18 protein-coding genes and 2 pseudogenes are annotated in these 18,789 nt (G+C 73.8%); 6 read left to right on the forward strand and 14 right to left on the reverse strand.

The annotated features are described in order from the left end of the window. Positions 1–197, forward strand: a pseudogene (locus JHAT_RS35020) (hypothetical protein); the annotation flags it as partial. Positions 198–232: 35 nt separating this feature from the next. Here JHAT_RS35020 and JHAT_RS27330 read toward each other — a convergent pair. From JHAT_RS27330 to JHAT_RS27360, 7 genes are all read right to left on the reverse strand, one after another. Then, positions 233–757: a hypothetical protein gene (locus tag JHAT_RS27330; protein ID WP_077800940.1), complete on the reverse strand. Its 525-nt coding sequence runs from the start codon at positions 755–757 to the stop codon at positions 233–235. 120 nt (positions 758–877) lie between these two features. Further along, positions 878–1,561, reverse strand: a complete 684-nt coding sequence (ung, locus tag JHAT_RS27335; protein WP_077800941.1) for a uracil-DNA glycosylase — start codon at positions 1,559–1,561, stop codon at positions 878–880. A 104-nt stretch (positions 1,562–1,665) separates the two neighbouring features. Further along, positions 1,666–3,252, reverse strand: coding sequence for an ABC transporter substrate-binding protein (locus JHAT_RS27340; RefSeq protein ID WP_171991076.1), 1,587 nt, complete (start codon positions 3,250–3,252; stop codon positions 1,666–1,668). Between the two features lie 215 nt (positions 3,253–3,467). Beyond that, on the reverse strand, positions 3,468–4,229 hold the full coding sequence (locus tag JHAT_RS27345; RefSeq protein WP_077800943.1) for an SDR family oxidoreductase: 762 nt from the start codon (positions 4,227–4,229) through the stop codon (positions 3,468–3,470). A gap of 10 nt (positions 4,230–4,239) precedes the next feature. After that, a complete protein-coding gene (gene fabG / locus JHAT_RS27350; RefSeq protein WP_077800944.1) occupies positions 4,240–5,001 on the reverse strand; it encodes a 3-oxoacyl-ACP reductase FabG in 762 nt (253 codons plus the stop codon). Between the two features lie 398 nt (positions 5,002–5,399). Then, positions 5,400–5,783 (reverse strand): DUF3037 domain-containing protein, encoded by a 384-nt coding sequence (locus tag JHAT_RS27355; RefSeq protein ID WP_077800945.1) that lies wholly within the window; start codon positions 5,781–5,783, stop codon positions 5,400–5,402. Further along, complete coding sequence (locus JHAT_RS27360; protein ID WP_077800946.1) at positions 5,780–6,535, reverse strand: HipA family kinase; 756 nt, start codon at positions 6,533–6,535, stop codon at positions 5,780–5,782. The genes JHAT_RS27355 and JHAT_RS27360 overlap by 4 nt, the downstream gene beginning before the upstream one ends. A gap of 258 nt (positions 6,536–6,793) precedes the next feature. On the opposite strand from JHAT_RS27360, the gene JHAT_RS27365 reads away from it, so the two are divergent. Next, a complete protein-coding gene (locus JHAT_RS27365; RefSeq protein WP_077800947.1) occupies positions 6,794–8,407 on the forward strand; it encodes an amidase family protein in 1,614 nt (537 codons plus the stop codon). Between the two features lie 107 nt (positions 8,408–8,514). Continuing rightward, positions 8,515–8,976: a Rieske (2Fe-2S) protein gene (locus tag JHAT_RS27370; RefSeq protein ID WP_077800948.1), complete on the forward strand. Its 462-nt coding sequence runs from the start codon at positions 8,515–8,517 to the stop codon at positions 8,974–8,976. A 52-nt stretch (positions 8,977–9,028) separates the two neighbouring features. On the opposite strand, the gene JHAT_RS27375 is transcribed toward JHAT_RS27370, so the two are convergent. Continuing rightward, positions 9,029–9,931 (reverse strand): LysR family transcriptional regulator, encoded by a 903-nt coding sequence (locus tag JHAT_RS27375; protein WP_077800949.1) that lies wholly within the window; start codon positions 9,929–9,931, stop codon positions 9,029–9,031. A 74-nt stretch (positions 9,932–10,005) separates the two neighbouring features. Between JHAT_RS27375 and JHAT_RS27380 the strand changes: the two genes are divergently transcribed. Next, the gene (locus JHAT_RS27380) at positions 10,006–11,007 is read left to right on the forward strand and encodes a DMT family transporter (protein ID WP_107482031.1); all 1,002 of its coding nucleotides are present in this window, start codon (positions 10,006–10,008) and stop codon (positions 11,005–11,007) included. On the opposite strand, the gene JHAT_RS27385 is transcribed toward JHAT_RS27380, so the two are convergent. Further along, positions 10,913–12,244: an aminotransferase class I/II-fold pyridoxal phosphate-dependent enzyme gene (locus JHAT_RS27385; protein WP_077800951.1), complete on the reverse strand. Its 1,332-nt coding sequence runs from the start codon at positions 12,242–12,244 to the stop codon at positions 10,913–10,915. The genes JHAT_RS27380 and JHAT_RS27385 overlap by 95 nt on opposite strands. Positions 12,245–12,279: 35 nt before the next feature. On the opposite strand from JHAT_RS27385, the gene JHAT_RS27390 reads away from it, so the two are divergent. After that, positions 12,280–12,966: a pyridoxamine 5'-phosphate oxidase family protein gene (locus JHAT_RS27390; protein WP_077800952.1), complete on the forward strand. Its 687-nt coding sequence runs from the start codon at positions 12,280–12,282 to the stop codon at positions 12,964–12,966. 67 nt (positions 12,967–13,033) lie between these two features. On the opposite strand, the gene JHAT_RS27395 is transcribed toward JHAT_RS27390, so the two are convergent. The 4 genes from JHAT_RS27395 to JHAT_RS27410 all read right to left on the reverse strand — a co-directional run bounded on the left by JHAT_RS27395 (position 13,034) and on the right by JHAT_RS27410 (position 16,702). Then, a complete protein-coding gene (locus tag JHAT_RS27395; RefSeq protein ID WP_077800953.1) occupies positions 13,034–13,975 on the reverse strand; it encodes a DMT family transporter in 942 nt (313 codons plus the stop codon). A 187-nt stretch (positions 13,976–14,162) separates the two neighbouring features. Next, positions 14,163–15,155, reverse strand: a complete 993-nt coding sequence (locus tag JHAT_RS27400) for a DMT family transporter (protein WP_375603595.1) — start codon at positions 15,153–15,155, stop codon at positions 14,163–14,165. A 96-nt stretch (positions 15,156–15,251) separates the two neighbouring features. Further along, positions 15,252–15,791 (reverse strand): Clp protease N-terminal domain-containing protein, encoded by a 540-nt coding sequence (locus JHAT_RS27405; RefSeq protein ID WP_077800955.1) that lies wholly within the window; start codon positions 15,789–15,791, stop codon positions 15,252–15,254. Between the two features lie 260 nt (positions 15,792–16,051). After that, complete coding sequence (locus tag JHAT_RS27410) at positions 16,052–16,702, reverse strand: PadR family transcriptional regulator (RefSeq protein ID WP_077800956.1); 651 nt, start codon at positions 16,700–16,702, stop codon at positions 16,052–16,054. Between the two features lie 283 nt (positions 16,703–16,985). Here JHAT_RS27410 and JHAT_RS27415 point away from each other — a divergent pair. Continuing rightward, positions 16,986–17,789: pseudogene (locus JHAT_RS27415) on the forward strand (PhzF family phenazine biosynthesis protein); the annotation flags it as partial. 128 nt (positions 17,790–17,917) lie between these two features. Here the strand turns inward: JHAT_RS27415 and JHAT_RS27420 are convergent. After that, positions 17,918–18,745, reverse strand: a complete 828-nt coding sequence (locus JHAT_RS27420) for a CPBP family intramembrane glutamic endopeptidase (RefSeq protein ID WP_077800958.1) — start codon at positions 18,743–18,745, stop codon at positions 17,918–17,920. Positions 18,746–18,789 lie beyond the last annotated feature (44 nt).

Below are 18,789 nucleotides of genomic sequence, written 5' to 3' on the forward strand. Positions count from 1 at the left end.
GGCCCGCGCGCCCCGCGGCGCCCCGGTGGCCGGGCGGATCCGCCCAGAAGCCCCGCGCCGACGTCCCCGGCCTTTCCGGATCGACCGGCGGGGGCACCGGCATGGGAGCGAACCTGTGCTCCCTGGGCAGGCAGTACGGCGGCTGGCGGCCCGGCAGTCCGGAGGCGGTCATCTGCGAGCAGACGTACGGCCGTTGACGCCCCGCCGTGCGGGGCCGCACGGCGGGGGCCGGCTACGGCCGCCGGCGCGGCGGCCCCCAGGGTCCGTCCGCCGCGGGTCCGCCGTCGCCGAGCCGCGACTCCAGGCGGCGGATCGCCGCACGCACGCCCTCGCCGTAGCGGTCGTCCGCCAGGGCCTCGGCCGCGTCGCGGGCCCGCCGCAGATGCCCCCGGGCGGCCTCGTGGTGGCCGAGCCTGTCGTAGTCGGCGGCCAGGTCCAGGTGCAGCGAGGGATACAGCGCGCGAGCGGCGAGCACGTCCTCGTGGTGCTCGCCGCCACGGTCCTGGGTGATTTCCTCGGCGGCGGCCAAGGCCCTCAGGTCCCACGCCAGTTCGTCCCCCGGGTCGTCCTGGGTGTCGGCCAGGTAGTGGGCCAGGGTGCAGCGGTGCAACGGGTCGCCGTGCTCGCCGATCTCCGCCCACAGGGCGAGGTAGCGGTGCCGGGCCTCCTCGCGGTCGCCCGCGTGGTGCAGCATGACGACCTGTCCGATCCGCGTCGGCACGGCGTCCGGCGCCGCCTGCCCCTGTCCCTCGGCCACCACGTCCTCCGTGCCCTCGTCGGCTGTCCCCGACGACGCTAACGGCAGGCACCGGTCTTCCAGGTCAGGCGGCCCGTGACGCGCGGGCCGGCCGACGGACGACCGGCCCCGGACGCCGGTTCAGCCCAGGTCGGGGATGGTCCAGTCGATCGGCTCGTGCCCCTGCTCGGCGACCGCCTCGTTGATCTGCGTGAACGGGCGGGACCCGAAGAACTTCTTCGCCGACAGCGGCGAGGGGTGCGCGCCCTTGACCACCGCGTGCCGCGTCTCGTCGATCAGCGGCAGCTTCTTCTGCGCGTAGTTGCCCCACAGCACGAACACCGCCGGATCGGGCCGGCCGGCGACCGCGCGGATCACCGCGTCGGTGAACAGCTCCCAGCCCCGGGACTTGTGCGAGTTCGCCTCACCGGCCCGGACCGTGAGCACCGCGTTGAGCAGCAGGACGCCCTGCTTCGCCCAGGGCATGAGGTAGCCGTTGTCCGGGATCGGGACGTCCAGCTCCGCGTGCATCTCCTTGTAGATGTTGCGCAGCGACGGCGGGACCTTCACGTCCGGCCGGACCGAGAAGCACAGCCCGTGGCCCTGCCCCTCGCCGTGGTACGGGTCCTGCCCGAGGACCAGCACCTTCACCCGGTCGTACGGCGTGGCCTCCAGCGCGGCGAAGACCTCCTCGCGCGGGGGGTAGACGGGGCCCTTCGCCCGCTCCTCCTCGACGAACTCCATCAGCTCCTTGAAGTAGGGCTTCTGCAGTTCGTCGCCCAGCACCTCGCGCCAGGACTCGGGCAGCATGGCGATGTCGGTCACGTCAACTTCCTCACGATGAGCGGTCGCTTCCAGTCCTCAGAACCTACCGGCGACCACTGACAACGCGCTCCCGGGGGCGCCCGGCCGGGCCGGGCGCGGGCCGGCTACCAACTGGTCTTCCGGGACAGCTGCCACATCATCATGATCGTCGAGGGGTCCAGCGCCCGCTCCGCGCCGGAGATGTCGTCGCTCGCGGCCACGTACTGCTTGCCCTGCCACAACGGCAGCAGCCTCACGTCGTCGACGAGGATCTGCTGCGCCCGCTCGAAGTCCTTCTCCACGTGGGCACGGTCGCTCTCGCGCCGGGACCGGGGCAGCAGGTCGCCGGTGATCTCGGGGGCCGGGTACGGCGTGCCGAGCGCGTTCTGCTCGCCGACGAAGGGGGCGATGAAGTTCTCGGCGTCCGGGAAGTCCGGGGACCAGCCGCGCCCGAACACCGGGTACTCGCCCTTCTGGTACCCCTCGACGTACGTCTTCCAGGGCCGGCTCCTGAGGGTCACCGTGAACAGGCCGGAGCCGTCGAGCTGCCGCTTGAGCTCCTTGAACTCCGCCCCGGTCTCCGAGCCGTAGCGGTCGGTGGTGTACCAGAGGGTGAGCGGGACGGGCTCGGTGATGCCGGCGTCGGAGAGGATCTCGCGGGCCTTGGAGACGCTGGGGTCGCCGTAGTCGTCGAAGAAGCCCGTGGTGTGGCCGGTCAGCCCCTTGGGGACCATCGAGTACAGCGGGTCGACGGTGTCCTGGTAGACCTGGTGCGCGATCGCCGCCCGGTCGATCACCTGGGCGACGGCCTGGCGCACGGCCCTGCGGCCCGCCCAGGGGTCCTTCGGGTTGAACACCAGGTAGCTGATCTCCGCGCCGGTGCCCTCGACCAGCTGGAGTTCCTCCTCCTTGCCGGCCTTGCCCTGGAGCGTGATGACGTCGTCGGCCGCGAGGCCGCGGTAGGTGACCTGGATCTCGTGGTCGCGCAGGGCCTTCACCATGCCGGCGGAGTCCTTGAAGTACCGGATGGTCACCGCGTCGTTGTGGCGCTCCGCGAAACCCTTGTAGCGGTCGTTGCGGACGAGTTCGGCCCGCTCCCCGTCCTGGTACTCCCGGAGCGTGTACGGACCGGAACCGGCGATCCCGTCGCCCTCGCGCAGCGCGTCCGCCGGGTATTCGGCGGGGTCCACGATCGACATCGCCGGCGTGGCGAGGACGAAGGGGAAGGTGGCGTCGGGCTTGTTGAGGTGGAAGACCACCTCGTGATCGCTGGGGGCCTGGACCCGGTCGAGGCTGCCCAGGAGACCGGCGGGGCCGCCGTTGACGTTGATCCGCTTGATCCGGTCGATGGAGTGCTTGACCGCCTGCGCGTCCAGCGGGTGCCCGTCGGAGAAGGTCAGGCCGTCGCGCAGCTCGCAGCGGTACACCTGGCTCGCCGCGTCGGTGAAGGCGCAGCTCTCGGCGGCGTCGGGCTGGGGCGTGGTCGCGCCGTTGGGGTAGCTGAGCAGCGTCTGGTAGACGTTGCGGAACAACTCCCAGGAGCCGTCCCAGGAGGCCGCCGGGTCCAGCGTGCTGGGCGCGCTGGTCGTTCCCACGACGATCGGCCCCTCGTCCTCGGAGCTGTCGGACGACAGGATGCCGCATCCGGCGACCAGCGACGACATGGACGCGATGGCCGCGACTCTCCGCAGGCATCGGTTCCGGTTGAACACGCGCACGCTCCTCGATCCGCCGTACCAAGGGTCGGCAGACCATACCGCAGCACCGGGCCCCCTGAACCCCCCTGTGAACAGGGGTTTTGATCATTTTCGCGATGACTACGTTGTCATGGCCCGGATGATCTCAGCGCGCGGGCACGGGCGTCATCGGAGTCCGTGGCGCCCGTGCCGCGGTGCCGTGCGGCGGGTGACGTGCGGCGGACGGCGCGTCAGGCCACGCCGGCGTTCAGGAAGACGCCTCCGTCGACCACGAGGGTCTGACCGGTGACCCACGCCGACTGTTCCGAGGTGAGGAACGCGGCGGCGCCGCCGATGTCGGAGGGCACGCCGAGCCGGCCCAGCGGGTAACCCGCCGCGGCCTCCTCCTCGCGGCCCTCGTACAGGGCGGCGGCGAACTTGGTCTTCACCACGGCCGGGGCGATCGCGTTGACCCGCACGCCGGGCGCGAACTCGTGCGCCAGCTGCGCGGTGAGGTTGATCAGCGCGGCCTTGCTGACGCCGTAGGCGGCGATGAAGGGCGAGGGTGACAGGCCCGCGACGGAGGCGATGTTGACGATCGTGCCGCCGTTGTCCTTCTGCCAGGCGTGCCAGGTGCGCTGGGCGAAGCCGAGTGCCGAGATCACGTTGGTCTCGAAGACCTTGCGCGCGATGTTCAGGTCGAGGTCGGCGATCGGTCCGAACACCGGGTTGGTGCCGGCGTTGTTGACCAGGTGGTCGACGCGGCCGAAGGCCTCCATCGTGCGCTCGACGGCGGCGGCCTGGTGGGCCTCGTCGTGAGCCTTGCCGGCCATGCCGATGACCCGGTCGGCGCCGAGCTTCTCGACGGCCTCCTTCAGGGCGTCCTCGTTGCGGCCGGTGATGCAGACGCGGTCGCCGCGCGCGACGAACGCCTCGGCGATGCCGTAGCCGATGCCGCGGCTGGCGCCCGTGACGAGGGCGACCTTGCCGGAGGGTGCGGGGAGTTCAGTCATGTCCGTGTCCCTAGTCGAGCGGTCCGCCGGCCACGTACAGCACCTGGCCGGAGACGAAGCCGGCGGCCTCGCCGGTGAAGAAGGCGATGGCGTTGGCGATGTCCTCGGGCTCGCCCACGCGCTGCACCGGGATCTGGGTCGCGGCGGCGGCCTTGAAGTCCTCGAAGCCCATGCCGACGCGGTCGGCGGTGGCCTTGGTCATCTCGGTGGCGATGAAGCCGGGGGCGACGGCGTTGGCGGTGACGCCGAACTTGCCGAGCTCCTTGGCGAGGGTCTTGGTGAAGCCCTGCAGACCGGCCTTGGCGGCGGAGTAGTTGACCTGGCCGCGGTTGCCGAGCGCGGAGGAGGAGGACAGGTTGACGATGCGGCCGAAGCCGGCGTCCACCATGTGCTTCTGGCAGGCCTTCGACATCAGGAAGGCACCGCGCAGGTGCACGTTCATGACGGTGTCCCAGTCGGAGACGCTCATCTTGAACAGCAGGTTGTCGCGCAGGACGCCCGCGTTGTTGACGAGGATCGTGGGCGCGCCCAGCTCCTCGGCGATGCGTGCGACGGCCGCCTCGACCTGCGCCTCGTCGGAGACGTCGCAGCCGACCGCGATCGCCTTGCCGCCGGTCGCGGTGATCTTCTCCACGGTGTCCTTGCAGGCGGCCTCGTCGAGGTCGATCACGGCGACGGCGCGGCCTTCGGCGGCCAGTCGTACGGCGGTGGCGGCACCGATGCCGCGCGCGGCTCCGGTGACGACGGCGACCCGCTGCTCATGGGTGGACATTGCTGCTTCTCCTCGTCCTGGGGATGCGGCCCGTGCGGGGCCCTTCGGCACGCCCTTGGGTGAGCGACCGCTTAGTACCTTCCGCAGACGTGACGCTAGAAGCCCTGGCACCCGGTGTCAACGGGACACCGGGCCGGTGTGATCCATTCCCCGGGTTCCCCGGTGTTCCGGCCGCGCCGGACTCCCCCGGACGGCCCAGCGCCGCGGGCCCGCGCGGCGCGGTGCCGGCGGGTCGAGAAAGCGGTGCCGGCGGGTCGAGGGACGGAGGTCCGCCGGGAGGCGGTGCGTCCGGGGCCCGGGGCCGTGGCCGGCGGGGACGGGGCAGGCGGGTCCGCGGCGCTGGGCCGAGCGGCCCGGGACACATGTGTTTCTCCCGGCGGCCCGGCGAGGAGGTCGTACTACCGCACCAGCAGGTCGAGGAGCCGTTCCGCCTCGGCGGCCGGATCGGTCGTGAGGCCGGTGTGCACGGGGCCCGGCTGGACGATCGTGGAGCGGGGGGCGATCAGCCAGCGGAAGCGGCGGCCGGGATCGTCGGGGGCCGCCTGCCCCGCCGCTTCCCCGCCGGCGCACACGCCCTCGACGGCGCGCAGCGCGGCGCGCACGCCGGGCAGGTCCACGTGCGGGTCGAGGGCCAGCAGCCGGTTCTCGTCGAGGTGGGTGCGGGCGCCGACGTAGGACGCGGCCCGGCAGTACACGAGCACTCCCGCGTTGACGCACTCCCCGCGCTCGATCCGCGGCACGACGCGCAGCAGCGCGTACTCGTAGACGTGGCGGTCGCTCACCGGCCCCCCTCGATGCGGTCGTGGATCACGGCGGCGCGCGCGAGCAGCGGCCGGGCGTAGGCCCGCCTCACGTCGTCGGGCGTCGCGAAGCCGGGTTCGTCCGCCAGCCAGACGTCCGGGACCTCGGCGGTGACCTCGGCGAGGAGTTCCTCGGTGACCAGGGGCGCGAGGGCGTCGGCGGCGGCACGGACGTCCGGTGCGAAGGGGGCGAGGGCGTGGTCGCGGGCGTCGTAGGAGCGGGCGGCCGAGACCTCGGCGCCGGGCCAGTTGTGGTGCCAGATCATCGTCGCGCCGTGGTCGACCAGCCACACCTCGCCCCGCCACCGCAGCAGGTTCGGGTTGCGCCAGGACCGGTCGACGTTGTTGACCAGCGCGTCGAACCAGACGATCCGCCCGGCCTCCTCCCGGCTCACCTCGAAGGCCAGCGGGTCGAACCCGAGCGCGCCGGAGAGGAAGTCCATGCCGAGGTTGGTGCCGCCGCTGGACTTGAGGAGTTCCTGCACCTGCTGGTCGGGCTCGCCGAGCCCCAGCACCGGGTCGAGTTCGACCGTCACCAGCCGCGGCACCCGGAAGCCGAGGCGGCGGGCCAGTTCGCCGCAGACCACCTCGGCGACGAGCGTCTTGCGGCCCTGCCCGGCGCCGGTGAACTTCAGGACGTAGGTGCCGAGGTCGTCCGCCTCAACCAGGCCGGGGAGCGAACCGCCCTCACGCAAGGGCGTGATGTAGCGGGTCGCAGTGACCTCTTTCAGCACGTTCCCGGGTCACCCATCTCTTCGTCCTCGCAAGCGCACGGCCGGTCCCGGAGGGGCGGAGCGGCCCGTCCACGGCCGTTCGCCCCTCGCTCCCGGCCCCGGGCATGAAGGGAGCATAGTAAACGGGGCCGGTCACCCGTGCCGACCGCCCGAGCCGCACGCGTCCACGCCGGGCCCGACGCTGACCCGTTTTCTCGCGAACTGCCTTGCCACGGTGCCCTCTTGCACCGGACGGCCGTATGCAGTGGGCTGTCCGCCATGAAGAGACGAAGCATCGCGGTGCTGACCGCGGCCGTGGTCGTGCCCGCTCTGCTGGCCACCGCGCCCGGTCCCCGCGCCGCGGCCCACGAAGCCTCCGCGGCGGGTGCCGCCGGCGCCTCGGCGCCCGCCGGGTCGTCCCTCCCTCGCGGCGTGGACCTCGACACGGTCACGATCCCCGAACTCCAGACGCTCATGAAGCGCGGGACGCTGACCTCCACCGCGCTGACCCGCGCGTACCTGCGGCGGATCGACGCCATCGACCCGAAGCTCCACGCCGTGCTGCGCACCAGCCCGACGGCCCTGCGTCAGGCGGCCGCCAGCGACGCCCGGCACCGGCGCGGGACCGTCCTCGGCCCGCTCGACGGCATCCCCGTCCTGCTGAAGGACAACGTGGACACCCACGACATGCCGACGACGGCGGGGTCCCTGGCCCTGGCCGGCGACCCGCCGCACCGGGACGCCGAGCTGGTGCGCAGGCTGCGGGCGGCGGGCGCGGTGATCCTCGGCAAGACCAACCTGTCCGAGTGGGCCAACTTCCGCGCGGCGAAGCCGACGTCGGGCTGGTCGGCAGTGGGCGGGCAGACCAACAACCCGTACGTCCTGGACCGCAACCCCTGCGGCTCGTCCTCCGGTTCGGCCGCCGCGCTCGCCGCGTCGCTGGCGCAGGTGGCGATCGGCACCGAGACGGACGGTTCCATCGTGTGCCCGGCCGGGATGAACGGCGTCGTCGGCCACAAGCCGAGCCTCGGACTGGTCAGCCGGTCGGGCGTCGTCCCCATCTCCGCCGAGCAGGACACGGCGGGCCCCATGGCGCGCACCGTGATCGACACGGCGATCACCTTCGCGGTGCTCAGCGGCCACGAGGGCGTGGACACCGGCTCCGCCTCCGGTCTCGCCGAGGCGGCCGCGCGCCCCGGAGCCCTGCGCGGCAAGCGGATCGGCCTGTGGCGCCTGCCCTCGCTCGGCGCCGAGGTGGACGCCCTGATGACCCGTACCGAGGCCCGGCTGCGCGCGGCCGGGGCGCAGGTCGTCGAGGTGACTCCGCCGTACCAGGACCGGCTCGCCGAGCTGGAGTTCCCGGCGCTGCTCACCGAGTTCCACCGGGACATCGACGCCTACCTCGCCACCCGCGAGGGGCCCCGCGACCTCGCCGGGCTGATCGGGTTCAACCGCGCGCACCCCGGAGAGCGGACCTGCTTCGCCGGCCAGGAGCTGTTCGAGCAGGCCCTGGCCGCGCCGCCGCCCACCGATCCGGACTACCTGGCCATGCGCGCCGAGCTGACGGACCTGTCCCGGCGGTCCATCGACGAGACGATGGCCGCCCACGACCTCGACGCCATCGCCTCCCCGGCGAACCCGCCCGCGTGGACGACCGACTGCGCGCGCGGCGACAACGACGTGATCCCGTCCTCGACCCCGGCCGCCGTCGCCGGGTACCCCTCGCTGTCCGTGCCCGCCGGGTTCGTCGGCGAACTGCCGGTCGGCCTGCTGCTGATGGCCGGCGACCGCCAGGACGGCGCGCTGCTGGCCCTGGGGGCGGCGGTGGAGCACCGGCTGGACGCCTGGCGGGCGCCCGGGTACCTGCCGACGCTCCCGTCCGCGGACCGTTGAGGCGGCCGGTGGCACGAGGGCGCGGGGGCGCGGTCTGAACGGTCCGTGTCCCGCGCCCGTATCTCCGGGCAGACCACGCGTCCAGCCCTGGAAGGAACGTCATCGGCATGACCAGCGCATCGTTTCACCCCGCATCGGGACCGGCCCGCCGTACGGTCGTGGCGGCGGGCCTCGCCGCCGCCCTGACCGCCTGCTCGGACTCGGGGAGCGACACGTCCGACGCGGCGGCGGACAGCGGCTCGGGCGGTGGTGGCACGGGGGACACCGGCGGCACGGGCGGCGGGGCCGTGCTCGCGACGACCGCCGACATCCCCGAGGGCGGCGGGAAGGTCTTCGCCGACCGGAAGGTGGTGGTCACCCAGCCCACGGCGGGCGAGTTCAAGGCGTTCTCGGCCGTCTGCACGCACCAGGGGTGCGCCGTGAAGAGCGTCGCGGACGGGGTCATCCACTGCCCCTGCCACAACAGTGCCTTCTCGGCCGCCGACGGCAGCGTGCGCGGCGGTCCGGCGCCCGAGCCGCTGCCCGCCGTGCCGATCACGGTCAGCGGGGACTCGATCCGCCTCGCCTGAGAGAGCGCCCGCGGCAGGCCCGTCCGCGAGGAGGGCCCGGAAACCCTCGCCGTCAGCCCTGCCGTGCGGCCGCGGCCCGCAGCGCGTCGACCGCCGCGCGGATCGACGGGCGGCGGTCGGCGTCCGCGCGCCAGACGACGTACACGTGCCGGCGCACCCGCTGGCGCAGCGGCACGGTGACCACGCCGGCGGGCATCGGATGGCGGCCGAGCAGCGGGGCGATGCACACGCCGAGCCCCGCGGCGACCAGGCCGAGCTGGGTGTGGGTCTCGGCGGCGCGGTGGCCGATGATCGGTTCGATGCCCTTCGAGCGCAGCGTGAACACCAGCCACTCGTGGCAGAACTCGCCCTCGGCCCACGTGATCCACTCGTCCTCGGCGAACTCGGTGAGGTCCACCTCGTCCCGGCCGGCGAGCCGGTGTCCGGCCGGCATGGCCACGTCCGCGGGGTCGTCCAGGAGCGGTGCCTTGACCAGGCCGTCGGGCAGCGGCATCGGCTTGTTGTACCAGTCGAGCACGACGGCCAGGTCGAGGTCGCCGCGCACGACGCCGGCGATGCCCCGCTCGGGTTCCAGTTCGCTGGAGCGGATGCGCAGCGCGGGGTGCTCGGCGCGCAGGGCGGACAGCACGGCGGGGAACAGCCCGCGGGCGGCGGTCGGGAACGCCGAGAGCCTCAGTTCGCCCACCACCTGCCCGCGGTGGGCCTCGAGGTCGGACCGGGCGAGTTCGACCTGGGAGAGGATGCGCGCCGCGTGCTCGGCGAGGAGCCGGCCCGCGTCCGTCAGCCGCACGCCCCGGCCGTTCTTGGCCAGGAGCTGCTGGCCGACCTCGCGCTCCAGCTTGGACATCTGCTGGGAGACGGCCGAGGTGGTGATGTGCAGGCCCTCGGCGGCGCCGCTGACCGATCCGTGCCGGGCGAGGGCGTCGAGGGTGCGCAGGCGCTCCAGGTTCAACATGTAAGTGATGCTACGAGATACCGTGCGTGAAGTCTCGATTGTGCTACGAAAAGAGCCGCGGCATCGTTGCCCCCATGAGCAGCGTCACCTCCTCCCCCGCGCCCCGCCGCCTCCTCGACTGGCGGCTGCGCTTCGGGATCCTGGCCCTCGTCTGGGGCTTCAGCTTCCTCTTCATGAAGGTGGGGACGGAGAGCTTCGCCCCGTTCCAGGTCACACTGGGCCGGCTGGTGTGCGGTACGGCGGTGCTCGCCGTGGTGATGGCCGTGAAGCGGGAGCGGCTGCCGCGCGGGGCGCGGACGTGGGCGCACCTGACGATCGCCGGGTTCCTGCTCAACGCGCTGCCGTTCTCCCTCTTCGCCTACTCGGAGCTGACGATCCCGTCCTCCCTGGCGGGCATCTGCAACGCGACCTCGCCGCTGTGGGGCATGGCCCTGTCCCTGGTCGCCCTGTCCGAGGACCGGCCGACCCGGCTGCGGGTGGCCGGCCTCGGCATCGGCTTCCTGGGTGTCCTGACGGTGCTGGGCGTCTGGCAGGGCTTCCACGGGCTGGACGCCACGGGTACGGCGCTGGCCCTGCTCGCCTCGCTGAGCTATCCGGTCGGCTGGATCCACGTCCGCCGCACCCTGGCCGGCTCCAGCCACTCGCACCTGTCCCTGACGGGGGCGCAACTGCTGCTCGCGACGCTGCAACTGGCGTTCGTGACACCGCTGTTCACCTCGGTGCCGACGAGCTTCCCGGTGCAGGCCGTGCTGGCGGTCGCGGCGCTGGGCGCGCTCGGCACCGGGCTCGCCTTCCTGATCCAGTACGACCTGGTCGCCGAAGTGGGCCCGACGACGGCCCAGATGGTCACGTACTTCACGCCCGTCATCGCCACGGCCGCGGGCGTCGCGCTGCTGGGCGAGTCGCTGTCCTGGTCGACGCCGGTCGGTGCGGTCGTCGTCCTCGCGGGCGCGGCACTGACCCAGGCACGGCCCGGGCGCGTCAGACGTAGCGCCGCCCCGGTCCCGGCCCCAGCGCCGAGGCGACCGCGTCCGCCAGTGGCCGTTCCTCTCCGTCGGCCAGGGTCGAGACGGTGATCCGGATGCCGGGCGGGGCGCCGATCCTGAAGCGGGCGCCGGGTGCCACGGCCCAGCCGGCGTTCAGCAGGCGGGCGACGGCACCGGTCTCGTCCGGCACGGGGATCCACACGTTCATGCCGCTGCGCCCGTGCGCCGTGACCCCGCGCCGTTCGAGCGCGCCGAGCAGCGCGTTCCGGCGCCGCCCGTACGCCGCCGCCACCGCCCGCGGGTCCACCGCGCCCCCGGCCCACAGCAACGCCACGGCCCGCTGGGTGACGAGGCTGACCCAGCCGGGGCCCAGCCGCTGCCGGCCGCGCACCCGGTCGAGCGTGACGGTGTCGCCGGTGAGCACGGCGAGCCGCAGGTCGGGCCCGTACGCCTTGGCCACCGAGCGGACGAAGGCCCAGTGGTGTGTCGTACCGGCGAGCGGGTGCAGCGGCAGGTCGACGACGTGGTGGCCGTGGTCGTCCTCGATCAGCAGCGTCTCCGGGTGGTCCCGCAGGACGGACCGCAGGGCACGCGCGCGCGTGGCGCTCAGCGCGGCGCCCGTCGGGTTCTGCGCGCGGTCGGTGACGACCAGGGCACGGGCACCGGCGTCGAGGGCGCGGCGCACGTCGTCGGGCAGCGGCCCCTCGTCGTCGACGCCGACGGCGACCGTGCGCAGACCGAGCGCGGGCACGAGGTCGAGCAGGCTCCCCCAGCCCGGATCCTCGACGGCGACGGTGTCGCCGGGCCGCAGGTGCGCCGCGAGCACCCGTTCCATGGCGTCCAGCGAGCCGGAGGTGACGGCCACCGGTTCGTCCGGCACGCCGTCGGCGACCAGTCCGGCCCGCGCCGGGCGCTCCAGCTCCGGCTCCACGGGCGCGTGCCCGTACAGCACCGGCTCCCGGTCGCCCTGCCCGGCGGCCGCGGCGAACACCGGGCCGAGCGCGGGCAGCAGCGCGGGGTCCGGATTGCCCTCGGACACGTCGCGCACGCCCTCGGGCACCTCGACACGGATGAACTCCCGCCCCGTGGTCGCCGGTGTCGCGCGCACCCGGCTGCCCCGGCGTCCGGCGGTCTCGATGACCCCGCGCTCCCGCAGCGTGCGGTAGGCCGCGGCGACGGTGTTGGGATTCACCCCCAACCGTGCGGCCAACTCCCGCATGGGAGGCAGCGGTTGGCCCGGCTCCAGCTCGCCCGTGCCCACCGCGCGTTCGACGCTCGCGGAAATCTCCGCCGCACCACGTCCCGTGATCCGATACTCTCCTAGCACAAACCCGATTATGCACTAGTGCAATGGAGAGTGCCATGCAGGGGACCACGCGGCCGCCGTCGCAGCCCGCCACCGCCTACTCGACCACCGACCGCACCGTCCCCACCCGCTCCCCCGGCCGGGCCTCCTACGACAAGGAACTGGTGCACGCGATACTCGACGAGGGTTACGTCTGCCACCTCGGTTTCGTCCGCGACGGCGCGCCCGTCGTCCTGCCCACGCTGTACGGCCGGGTCGGCGAACGCCTCTACGTGCACGGTTCCACGGGCTCGCGCCCGCTGCGGATGGCGGGCCAGACGGACCCGGGCCTGCCGGTGTGCCTGACGGTGACGCACGTGGACGCGCTGGTGCTGGCCCGCTCGGCCTTCCACCACTCGATCAACTACCGGTCGGTCGTGGTGCACGGCACCGCGTACGACGTGACGGACCCGGAAGAGAAGCGCACGGCTCTGGACGCCCTGGTCGACCATGTCGTCCCCGGTCGCTCGCACGATTCCCGGCCGGCGAACAAGAAGGAACTGGCCGCCACCGCCGTGATCCGCCTCGACCTGGACGAGGTCTCCGCCAAGCTCCGCACCGGCGGCGTGAACGACGAACCGGAGGATCTCGCCCTCCCCCACTGGGCCGGTCTCGTCCCGCTGCGCAAGGGCTACGACGCTCCGGTCGCCGACCCGGGCCTGGGAGCGGGCGTCGAGCCGCCCGCCTACCTGACCGCGCCGTGATGCCGGTCCACCGGTGGGACGCCGCGCGGGGGCGCCGGGTGGAGCCCCCGCGCGGAAGGACCCGCCGTCAGGCGAGCGCCGTGGGTGTCCGCGCCCGCCGCGCCTCCGCCACCGCGAGTCCCGCGACCGAGCCGAGCATCAGCACGGTGCCGGCCAGGGTCGCCGCGGTGAGGTGCTCACCGAGCAGGACGACGGCCAGCGCCGCCGCGCCGACCGGTTCGAGCAGCATGATCACGGACACGGTGGCCGACCGGACGACGGCCGCGCCGGCGAAGTAGAGGCCGTAGGCGAGGGCGGTCGGGACGGCCGCGACATAGGCCAGGAGCCACAGCAGCCGGACCGGTTCGGCGGTGTGCGGCACCAGCCCCTCGGCGAGGGCCGGGGGCAGCAGGCACAGGCTCGTGACGGCGAACGCCCCGACGGACGTGCCGGCCGCGTCCGCCGATCCGTCGCGCCCCCACCAGCGGGTGAGGAGCGTCATCACGGAGTACCCGGCCGCCGACACCAGGGCGAGGAGGACGCCCCAGGGCTCGACGGAGGCCCTGCCGTCGCCGAGGACGAGCACCCCGAGCCCGGCGAGGGCGCCGACGACGGCGGCCGCCCCGCCCCGGCCCAGCCGCTCCCCGAGGACCTGGCGGGCGCCGAGCGCGATGAGCACCGGGCCGGCCCCGAGGGTGACGACGGTGGCCACGGCGAGCCCGGTCGCCCGTACGGCGGCGAAGTAGGCGGTCTGGAACACCGCGAGGCCGAGGCCCGTGAGAACGGCCCGCAGCACCTTGCGGCGCAGCGGCTCCGGTACGGCGGGCCGCATCCGCGGGCGCAGCGGGCGGGCGGCGAGCAGCAGCACGAGACCGGCGGCGCAGCGCCAGAAGGACAGGGACACGGGCCCCATGTCACTGGTCCGGTAGACCAGTGAGGCGGCGGCACCGGCAGTGCCCCACGCGACACCGGCGACGATCAGATAGAGGAGGCCACGCCCTACGGGCAGGCCGGAGACGGTGTTCGACACGAGTTCTCTCCGCAGACGCGCACGGGGCGCGGACGTCGGGGTCCACCCCTCGGGCAGGGGTGGGTGGACTGGCGTCTGCGGGCAGCACCGACCAGCCCGGCCACTACGCGCCGGGCGGCTTCCGGAGGGCCCGCCTCAGGCGGCCGGAGGCGGAAGGACGAGTGCGGTCGCGTGCATGATCGGCACTCTAGGTCGCCGTCCCGCGGCCGGACAACTCCCTTTCGGGGCCGCCGCTCGCCACCGGGTCCGCGGATCCCTTGGCGGGCGCCGAGGACTGGGCGATGAAGGCGCCCACGAGGACCACCACGCCGCCGGCGATCTGCGGCGCCGAGAGGTGTTCGCCCAGCAGGATCCAGGCCAGGACGGTGGCGATGACCGCCTCGAGGCACGCCACGACGCCCGCGACCTGCGGTGACAGGCGGCGCACGGAGAGCACGCCGGTGACGTAGGCGAGGACCGTGGCGACGAGGACGATCCAGGCCAGCAGCAGGGCGGCGGCGACGGGGGTGCCGTTCATGGGCGCGGTGTCCGCGAGGAGGGACCAGTCCATGGTCCAGGGACGGGCGATGACGGTGAGCACGGCGGCTCCGACGAGCAGCCCGTACGCGATGACGCCCAGCGGGTCGGGCGCGTCGTCGCCCGCGTCGCTGCCCTGGTCGGACAGGACGAAGTAGCCGACCTGGCAGCAGGCGGCGCCCAGCGCGAGCAGCAGCCCGAGGGCGTCGAAGCCGAGGCCGGACCAGACCTCCACGACGCAGGCGAGTCCGCCGACCGCGAGGACCACGCCGAGCGCCGCCGCCCGCGTCACGGGCCGGCGCTGCACGAACCGCACCCAGCCGAGGACCAGGGCGGGTGCCAGGTACTCGACGAGCAGGGCGACGCCGACGGGGATCCGGGAGAGCGCGGCGAAGTAACAGGCCTGCACGCCCGCGACGGCGAAGAGGCCGAAGCCGGCCAGCAGCCCCGGGCGGCGGCGCAGCAGCGCGCGGTGGCGCACGGCGAGCGGCAGCATCACCAGGGCCGCGCCGGCCACCCGTAGCCATACGACGTGGAGCGGGTCGAGCCCCGCCTCGATCAGCGGCTTGGCCGCGACACCGGAACCCCCGAAGGCGACCGCCGAGGCGAGCGCGAGTCCGAGCCCGGCGCCCTTTCCCCGGCTGCCGCGAGGGCTGTCAGTCATCTGCACCGGCACATGATGACAGGGGACGACATGAGCGTCATCCTCGATGACACCTGTCTCACCGGCCGGACATCCGGTGCGGCACCGGCCGTGGGGTCAGGGCCTCGGCTCGAAGTGGTTCTCCACCCGGGCGAGGACCGTACGGGGATCGACGGCGGCACGCCCGAGCACCTCGCGGGCCCGGGCCTGCGGATCCGTGATCAGGGCGGCGAGCAGGTCGATGCCGCAGGCCTCGGCCGCTCCCCGCCGGGCGGCGCGGGCGCGGGCGTCCTCCATGGCCGCCGCGGCCAGCGGCGAGAACCCGGCGGCCCCGGTCACCACGGGCACGGCGCCGGAGTCCTCGACGGCGCTCTGCCAGCGCAGGCCGTATCCGATGCTGCGCTGCACGAGGTAGCCGAGCAGGCGGGCGAGCTGCGGCCCCTCGCCGAGGACGGTCCGCGCCTCGGGGTCGTGCTCCAGGAGGGAGTGCAGCAGGTGGGCCGTGTCGATCTGCCGGTCCCCGTCCCGCACCGCTCTGCGGCGGGCACCGGAGACCACCGGCGCCAGTTCCGCGCCGGACGACGCGTCGGCGTCGATGCCGTCCGGACGCCGGCCGCCTTGCTCGCCGGCCGACTGCCGGGGGATACGGGGTTGCACACCCCCAGCACATCAGTCCCTTCCGCCCGGGGCATCCCCGAACGGGAGCATTTCGGCGTCCCACGCAGAGTGGACACGGCGAACCGGAATATCCTCCTTACGGATGAGATCACGCCGTTGGTCCCCACGCGCCGCGCGCCGCCGCGCGGGACCCGTTCGACGCGGCGGTGACACGGCGAACGGATCGGACTCGGCGCGGCACACGCACGGCCGGGCGCCCCGCGGAGCGGTCCGCGGGACGCCCGGCCGTGCGGCACCGGTCAGTCCTCGTCGGCGAGGATCAGGTACAGCTTCTTGCGGGCGTCGCCGATGACGGCGAGCGCCTTCTCCCGCTGCTCCTTGCTGCCGGTCTTCCAGACCTGGCCGAAGGCCTCCATCAACCCGAAGCCGGCCTGCCGGATGTCGTTCAACGCCTCCCAGTCGACGCCTCGGGAGGCCTCCTCCCAGGGCGCCTCGGGGCCGTCCTCGGCCGCGGTGCGGCCCGCCTCGGTGAGCGAGAAGAGCTTCTTGCCGCCCTCGCTCTCGCTGACGATCAGACCCTCGTCCTCCAGCAGCTGGAGGGTGGGGTACACCGAACCGGGGCTGGGCTTCCACGCCCCGCCGCTGCGCTCGGCGATCTCCTGGATCATCTCGTAGCCGTGCATCGGACGCTCCTTGAGCAGGGCGAGGATCGACGCGCGCACGTCACCGCGCCGCGCCCGCCCCCTGGGACCGCCCCGCCCTCGGCCGCCCCACGGACCGGGACCGAAGCCCGGCCCGAAGGGACCGCCGGGGCCGCCGGGGCCGCCCGGCCCGAAGGGACCGAACGCCGCGCGCCGGCCGTCGAAGCCGCCGCGCCCGAAGGAGCCGAAGGGGCCGCCTTCGCCACGTCCGTGTCCCCCGTGTCCACGCTCGAATCCGTGGGTACGCATCGCCATCACTCCATTCAGTCGTTGATCTGTCGCGATGCTTCAACGATATATCGGAAACTATCGTCCGACAAGCCCTTGCGACAGTCCGGCGGTGCACCGTCCCGCGCGGACCGTCGGCCGGCCGGCGGACGGGACCGGGGAAGAGGGGCTGTCCGGCAGGTGTGCCACGGCCCCGGGCCGGGCCCGGGGCCGGCGCGGCAGGACGCCGGCGCGCCGGTGATCGGGCCAGGACTCGCGGATTGGCCTTGGCCTGCGGCTTCGCGGAGCGTCTAGCGTCAGGGCCATGCGCATCCGAATCGTCGACGCCTTCACCGACCGGCCCTTCACCGGCAACCCCGCCGGGGTCCTGCTCCTCGACGCCTTCCCGGAGGACGACCGGCTCCAGGAGGTCGCCCTGGAGGTCAACCACGCCGAGACCGCCTTCGCCCACCCCCTGCCCGCGGGCGCCGGGGCCGACTGGGCGCTGCGCTGGTTCACGCCCGCCACCGAGGTCGCGATGTGCGGCCACGCCACGCTCGCCACGGCCCACGTCCTGTGCACCACGGGCGCCCACGAGGGTCCGGTGCGGTTCGCCACCCGCAGCGGCGTCCTGATCGCCACACCCCGCGAGGACGGCTCGATCACCCTCGACTTCCCGACCGCGCCGCTCACGCCGGTCCAGGCCCCCGCGGGCATCGCCGAAGCGCTGGGCGCGGAACCGCTCACGGTCCTCGACACCGGCCCCGGCGTCGGTGACCTGCTGGTCGAGGTGGCCGACGAGGAGACCGTCCGCGGACTGGCCCCGGACCACAGGGCCCTGGCCGCCCACTCGCGGCGCGGCATCATCGCCACGGCCCGCGCGGAGGATCCCGCCCGCGGTTACGACTACGTCTCCCGCTGCTTCTTCCCGAACGTCGGCATCGACGAGGACCCGGTCACCGGCAGCGCCCACACGGCGCTCGCGCCCTACTGGGCCGAACGCCTGGGCCGCCCTGCCCTCACCGGGCTCCAGGCCTCGCCCCGCTCCGGCCGCGTCCGCACGGAACTGCGTGGGGACCGCACGCTGCTGAGCGGACACGCGGTGACGGTGATCGAGGGCGAGCTGCTGGTGCCGGACCTGTCGTCCGGATCACGCCGGCACCCCGGGGCGGACGAACGGCGCAGTCCCTCCCGGCCCGCCTGATCCGGGCGGCGGGCCCGGCCGTGTGACGGGGGTCCGGAGGCTCCCGGGCCCCGTCACGCCGTCGGCAGCCAGTCGACCTTCCCGGCGAGCAGCGCGTAGCCCACGAAGGCCCCGATGTCGAGCAGAGAGTGCGCCACCACGAGCGGGCCCACCCGGCCCCAACGGCGGTACAGGTACACGAACACCGCGCCCATCACCATGTTGCCGACGAATCCGCCGATGCCCTGGTAGAGGTGGTACGACCCGCGCAGCACCGAGCTGGCCGCCAGCGACGCGCCCCGGCTCCAGCCCAGCCCGTCGAGCCGGCGCAGCAGGTAGCCGACGACGATGACCTCCTCCAGGACGGAGTTCTGCACCGCCGAGAGGATGAGCACGGGGTACTTCCACCACACCTCGGGCAGCGCCTCGGGCACCACGGTGAGGTTGAAGCCGAGGCCCCGGGCGGCCAGGTAGAAGGCGATGCCGGTACTGCCGATGACGGCGGCGACGACGGCCCCGCGGCCCAGGTCCGGCCACGGGCGGGTGCGGTCGAAGCCGAGGGTGCGCAGGCTGTGGCCCTCACGCAGCAGGAAGTGGGCGACGAGGGCGACCGGGACCAGCGCGGTGGTGATCCCGAAGAGCTGCCAGGCCAGGTCCAGCCAGGGGCGGCCGGGCGCGGCCGAGGCGTTGAGGGTGGCCGCCTGGTCCTTGAGACCGCCGGGCCGGGTGAGCGAACCGATGAAGCTGATGAGGGCGGACACCCCGCTCGCGCCGAGCGACAGCGCCAGGACGAGCAGCGTCTCGTCACGCAGGACCCGCCGCGAGAGCCGTCCCTCGCGAGGGGGTCCCCCGTCGAGTGGTTTCTGGGGGAACGCATCGTCCACCGGGCCCGCCTCCGCCATGCACACCTGCCTCCAGCCGGGACGTCACAGCTTGCCCGATCAGT

Source organism: Streptomyces sp. JHA26 (genome assembly GCF_002005565.1).
Classification (GTDB): Bacteria; Actinomycetota; Actinomycetes; order Streptomycetales; family Streptomycetaceae; genus Streptomyces.

Excerpts from the sequence above, each read along its gene's own strand:
- JHAT_RS27345 (WP_077800943.1), bottom strand. The coding sequence starts at position 4,229 with ATGACTGAACTCCCCGCACCCTCCGGCAAGGTCGCCCTCGTCACGGGC.
- fabG (WP_077800944.1), bottom strand. The coding sequence starts at position 5,001 with ATGTCCACCCATGAGCAGCGGGTCGCCGTCGTCACCGGAGCCGCGCGC.
- JHAT_RS27365 (WP_077800947.1), top strand. The coding sequence starts at position 6,794 with ATGAAGAGACGAAGCATCGCGGTGCTGACCGCGGCCGTGGTCGTGCCC.
- JHAT_RS27370 (WP_077800948.1), top strand. The coding sequence starts at position 8,515 with ATGACCAGCGCATCGTTTCACCCCGCATCGGGACCGGCCCGCCGTACG.
- JHAT_RS27375 (WP_077800949.1), bottom strand. The coding sequence starts at position 9,931 with ATGTTGAACCTGGAGCGCCTGCGCACCCTCGACGCCCTCGCCCGGCAC.
- JHAT_RS27380 (WP_107482031.1), top strand. The coding sequence starts at position 10,006 with ATGAGCAGCGTCACCTCCTCCCCCGCGCCCCGCCGCCTCCTCGACTGG.
- JHAT_RS27390 (WP_077800952.1), top strand. The coding sequence starts at position 12,280 with ATGCAGGGGACCACGCGGCCGCCGTCGCAGCCCGCCACCGCCTACTCG.
- JHAT_RS27400 (WP_375603595.1), bottom strand. The coding sequence starts at position 15,155 with ATGACTGACAGCCCTCGCGGCAGCCGGGGAAAGGGCGCCGGGCTCGGA.
- JHAT_RS27410 (WP_077800956.1), bottom strand. The coding sequence starts at position 16,702 with ATGCGTACCCACGGATTCGAGCGTGGACACGGGGGACACGGACGTGGC.
- JHAT_RS27420 (WP_077800958.1), bottom strand. The coding sequence starts at position 18,745 with ATGGCGGAGGCGGGCCCGGTGGACGATGCGTTCCCCCAGAAACCACTC.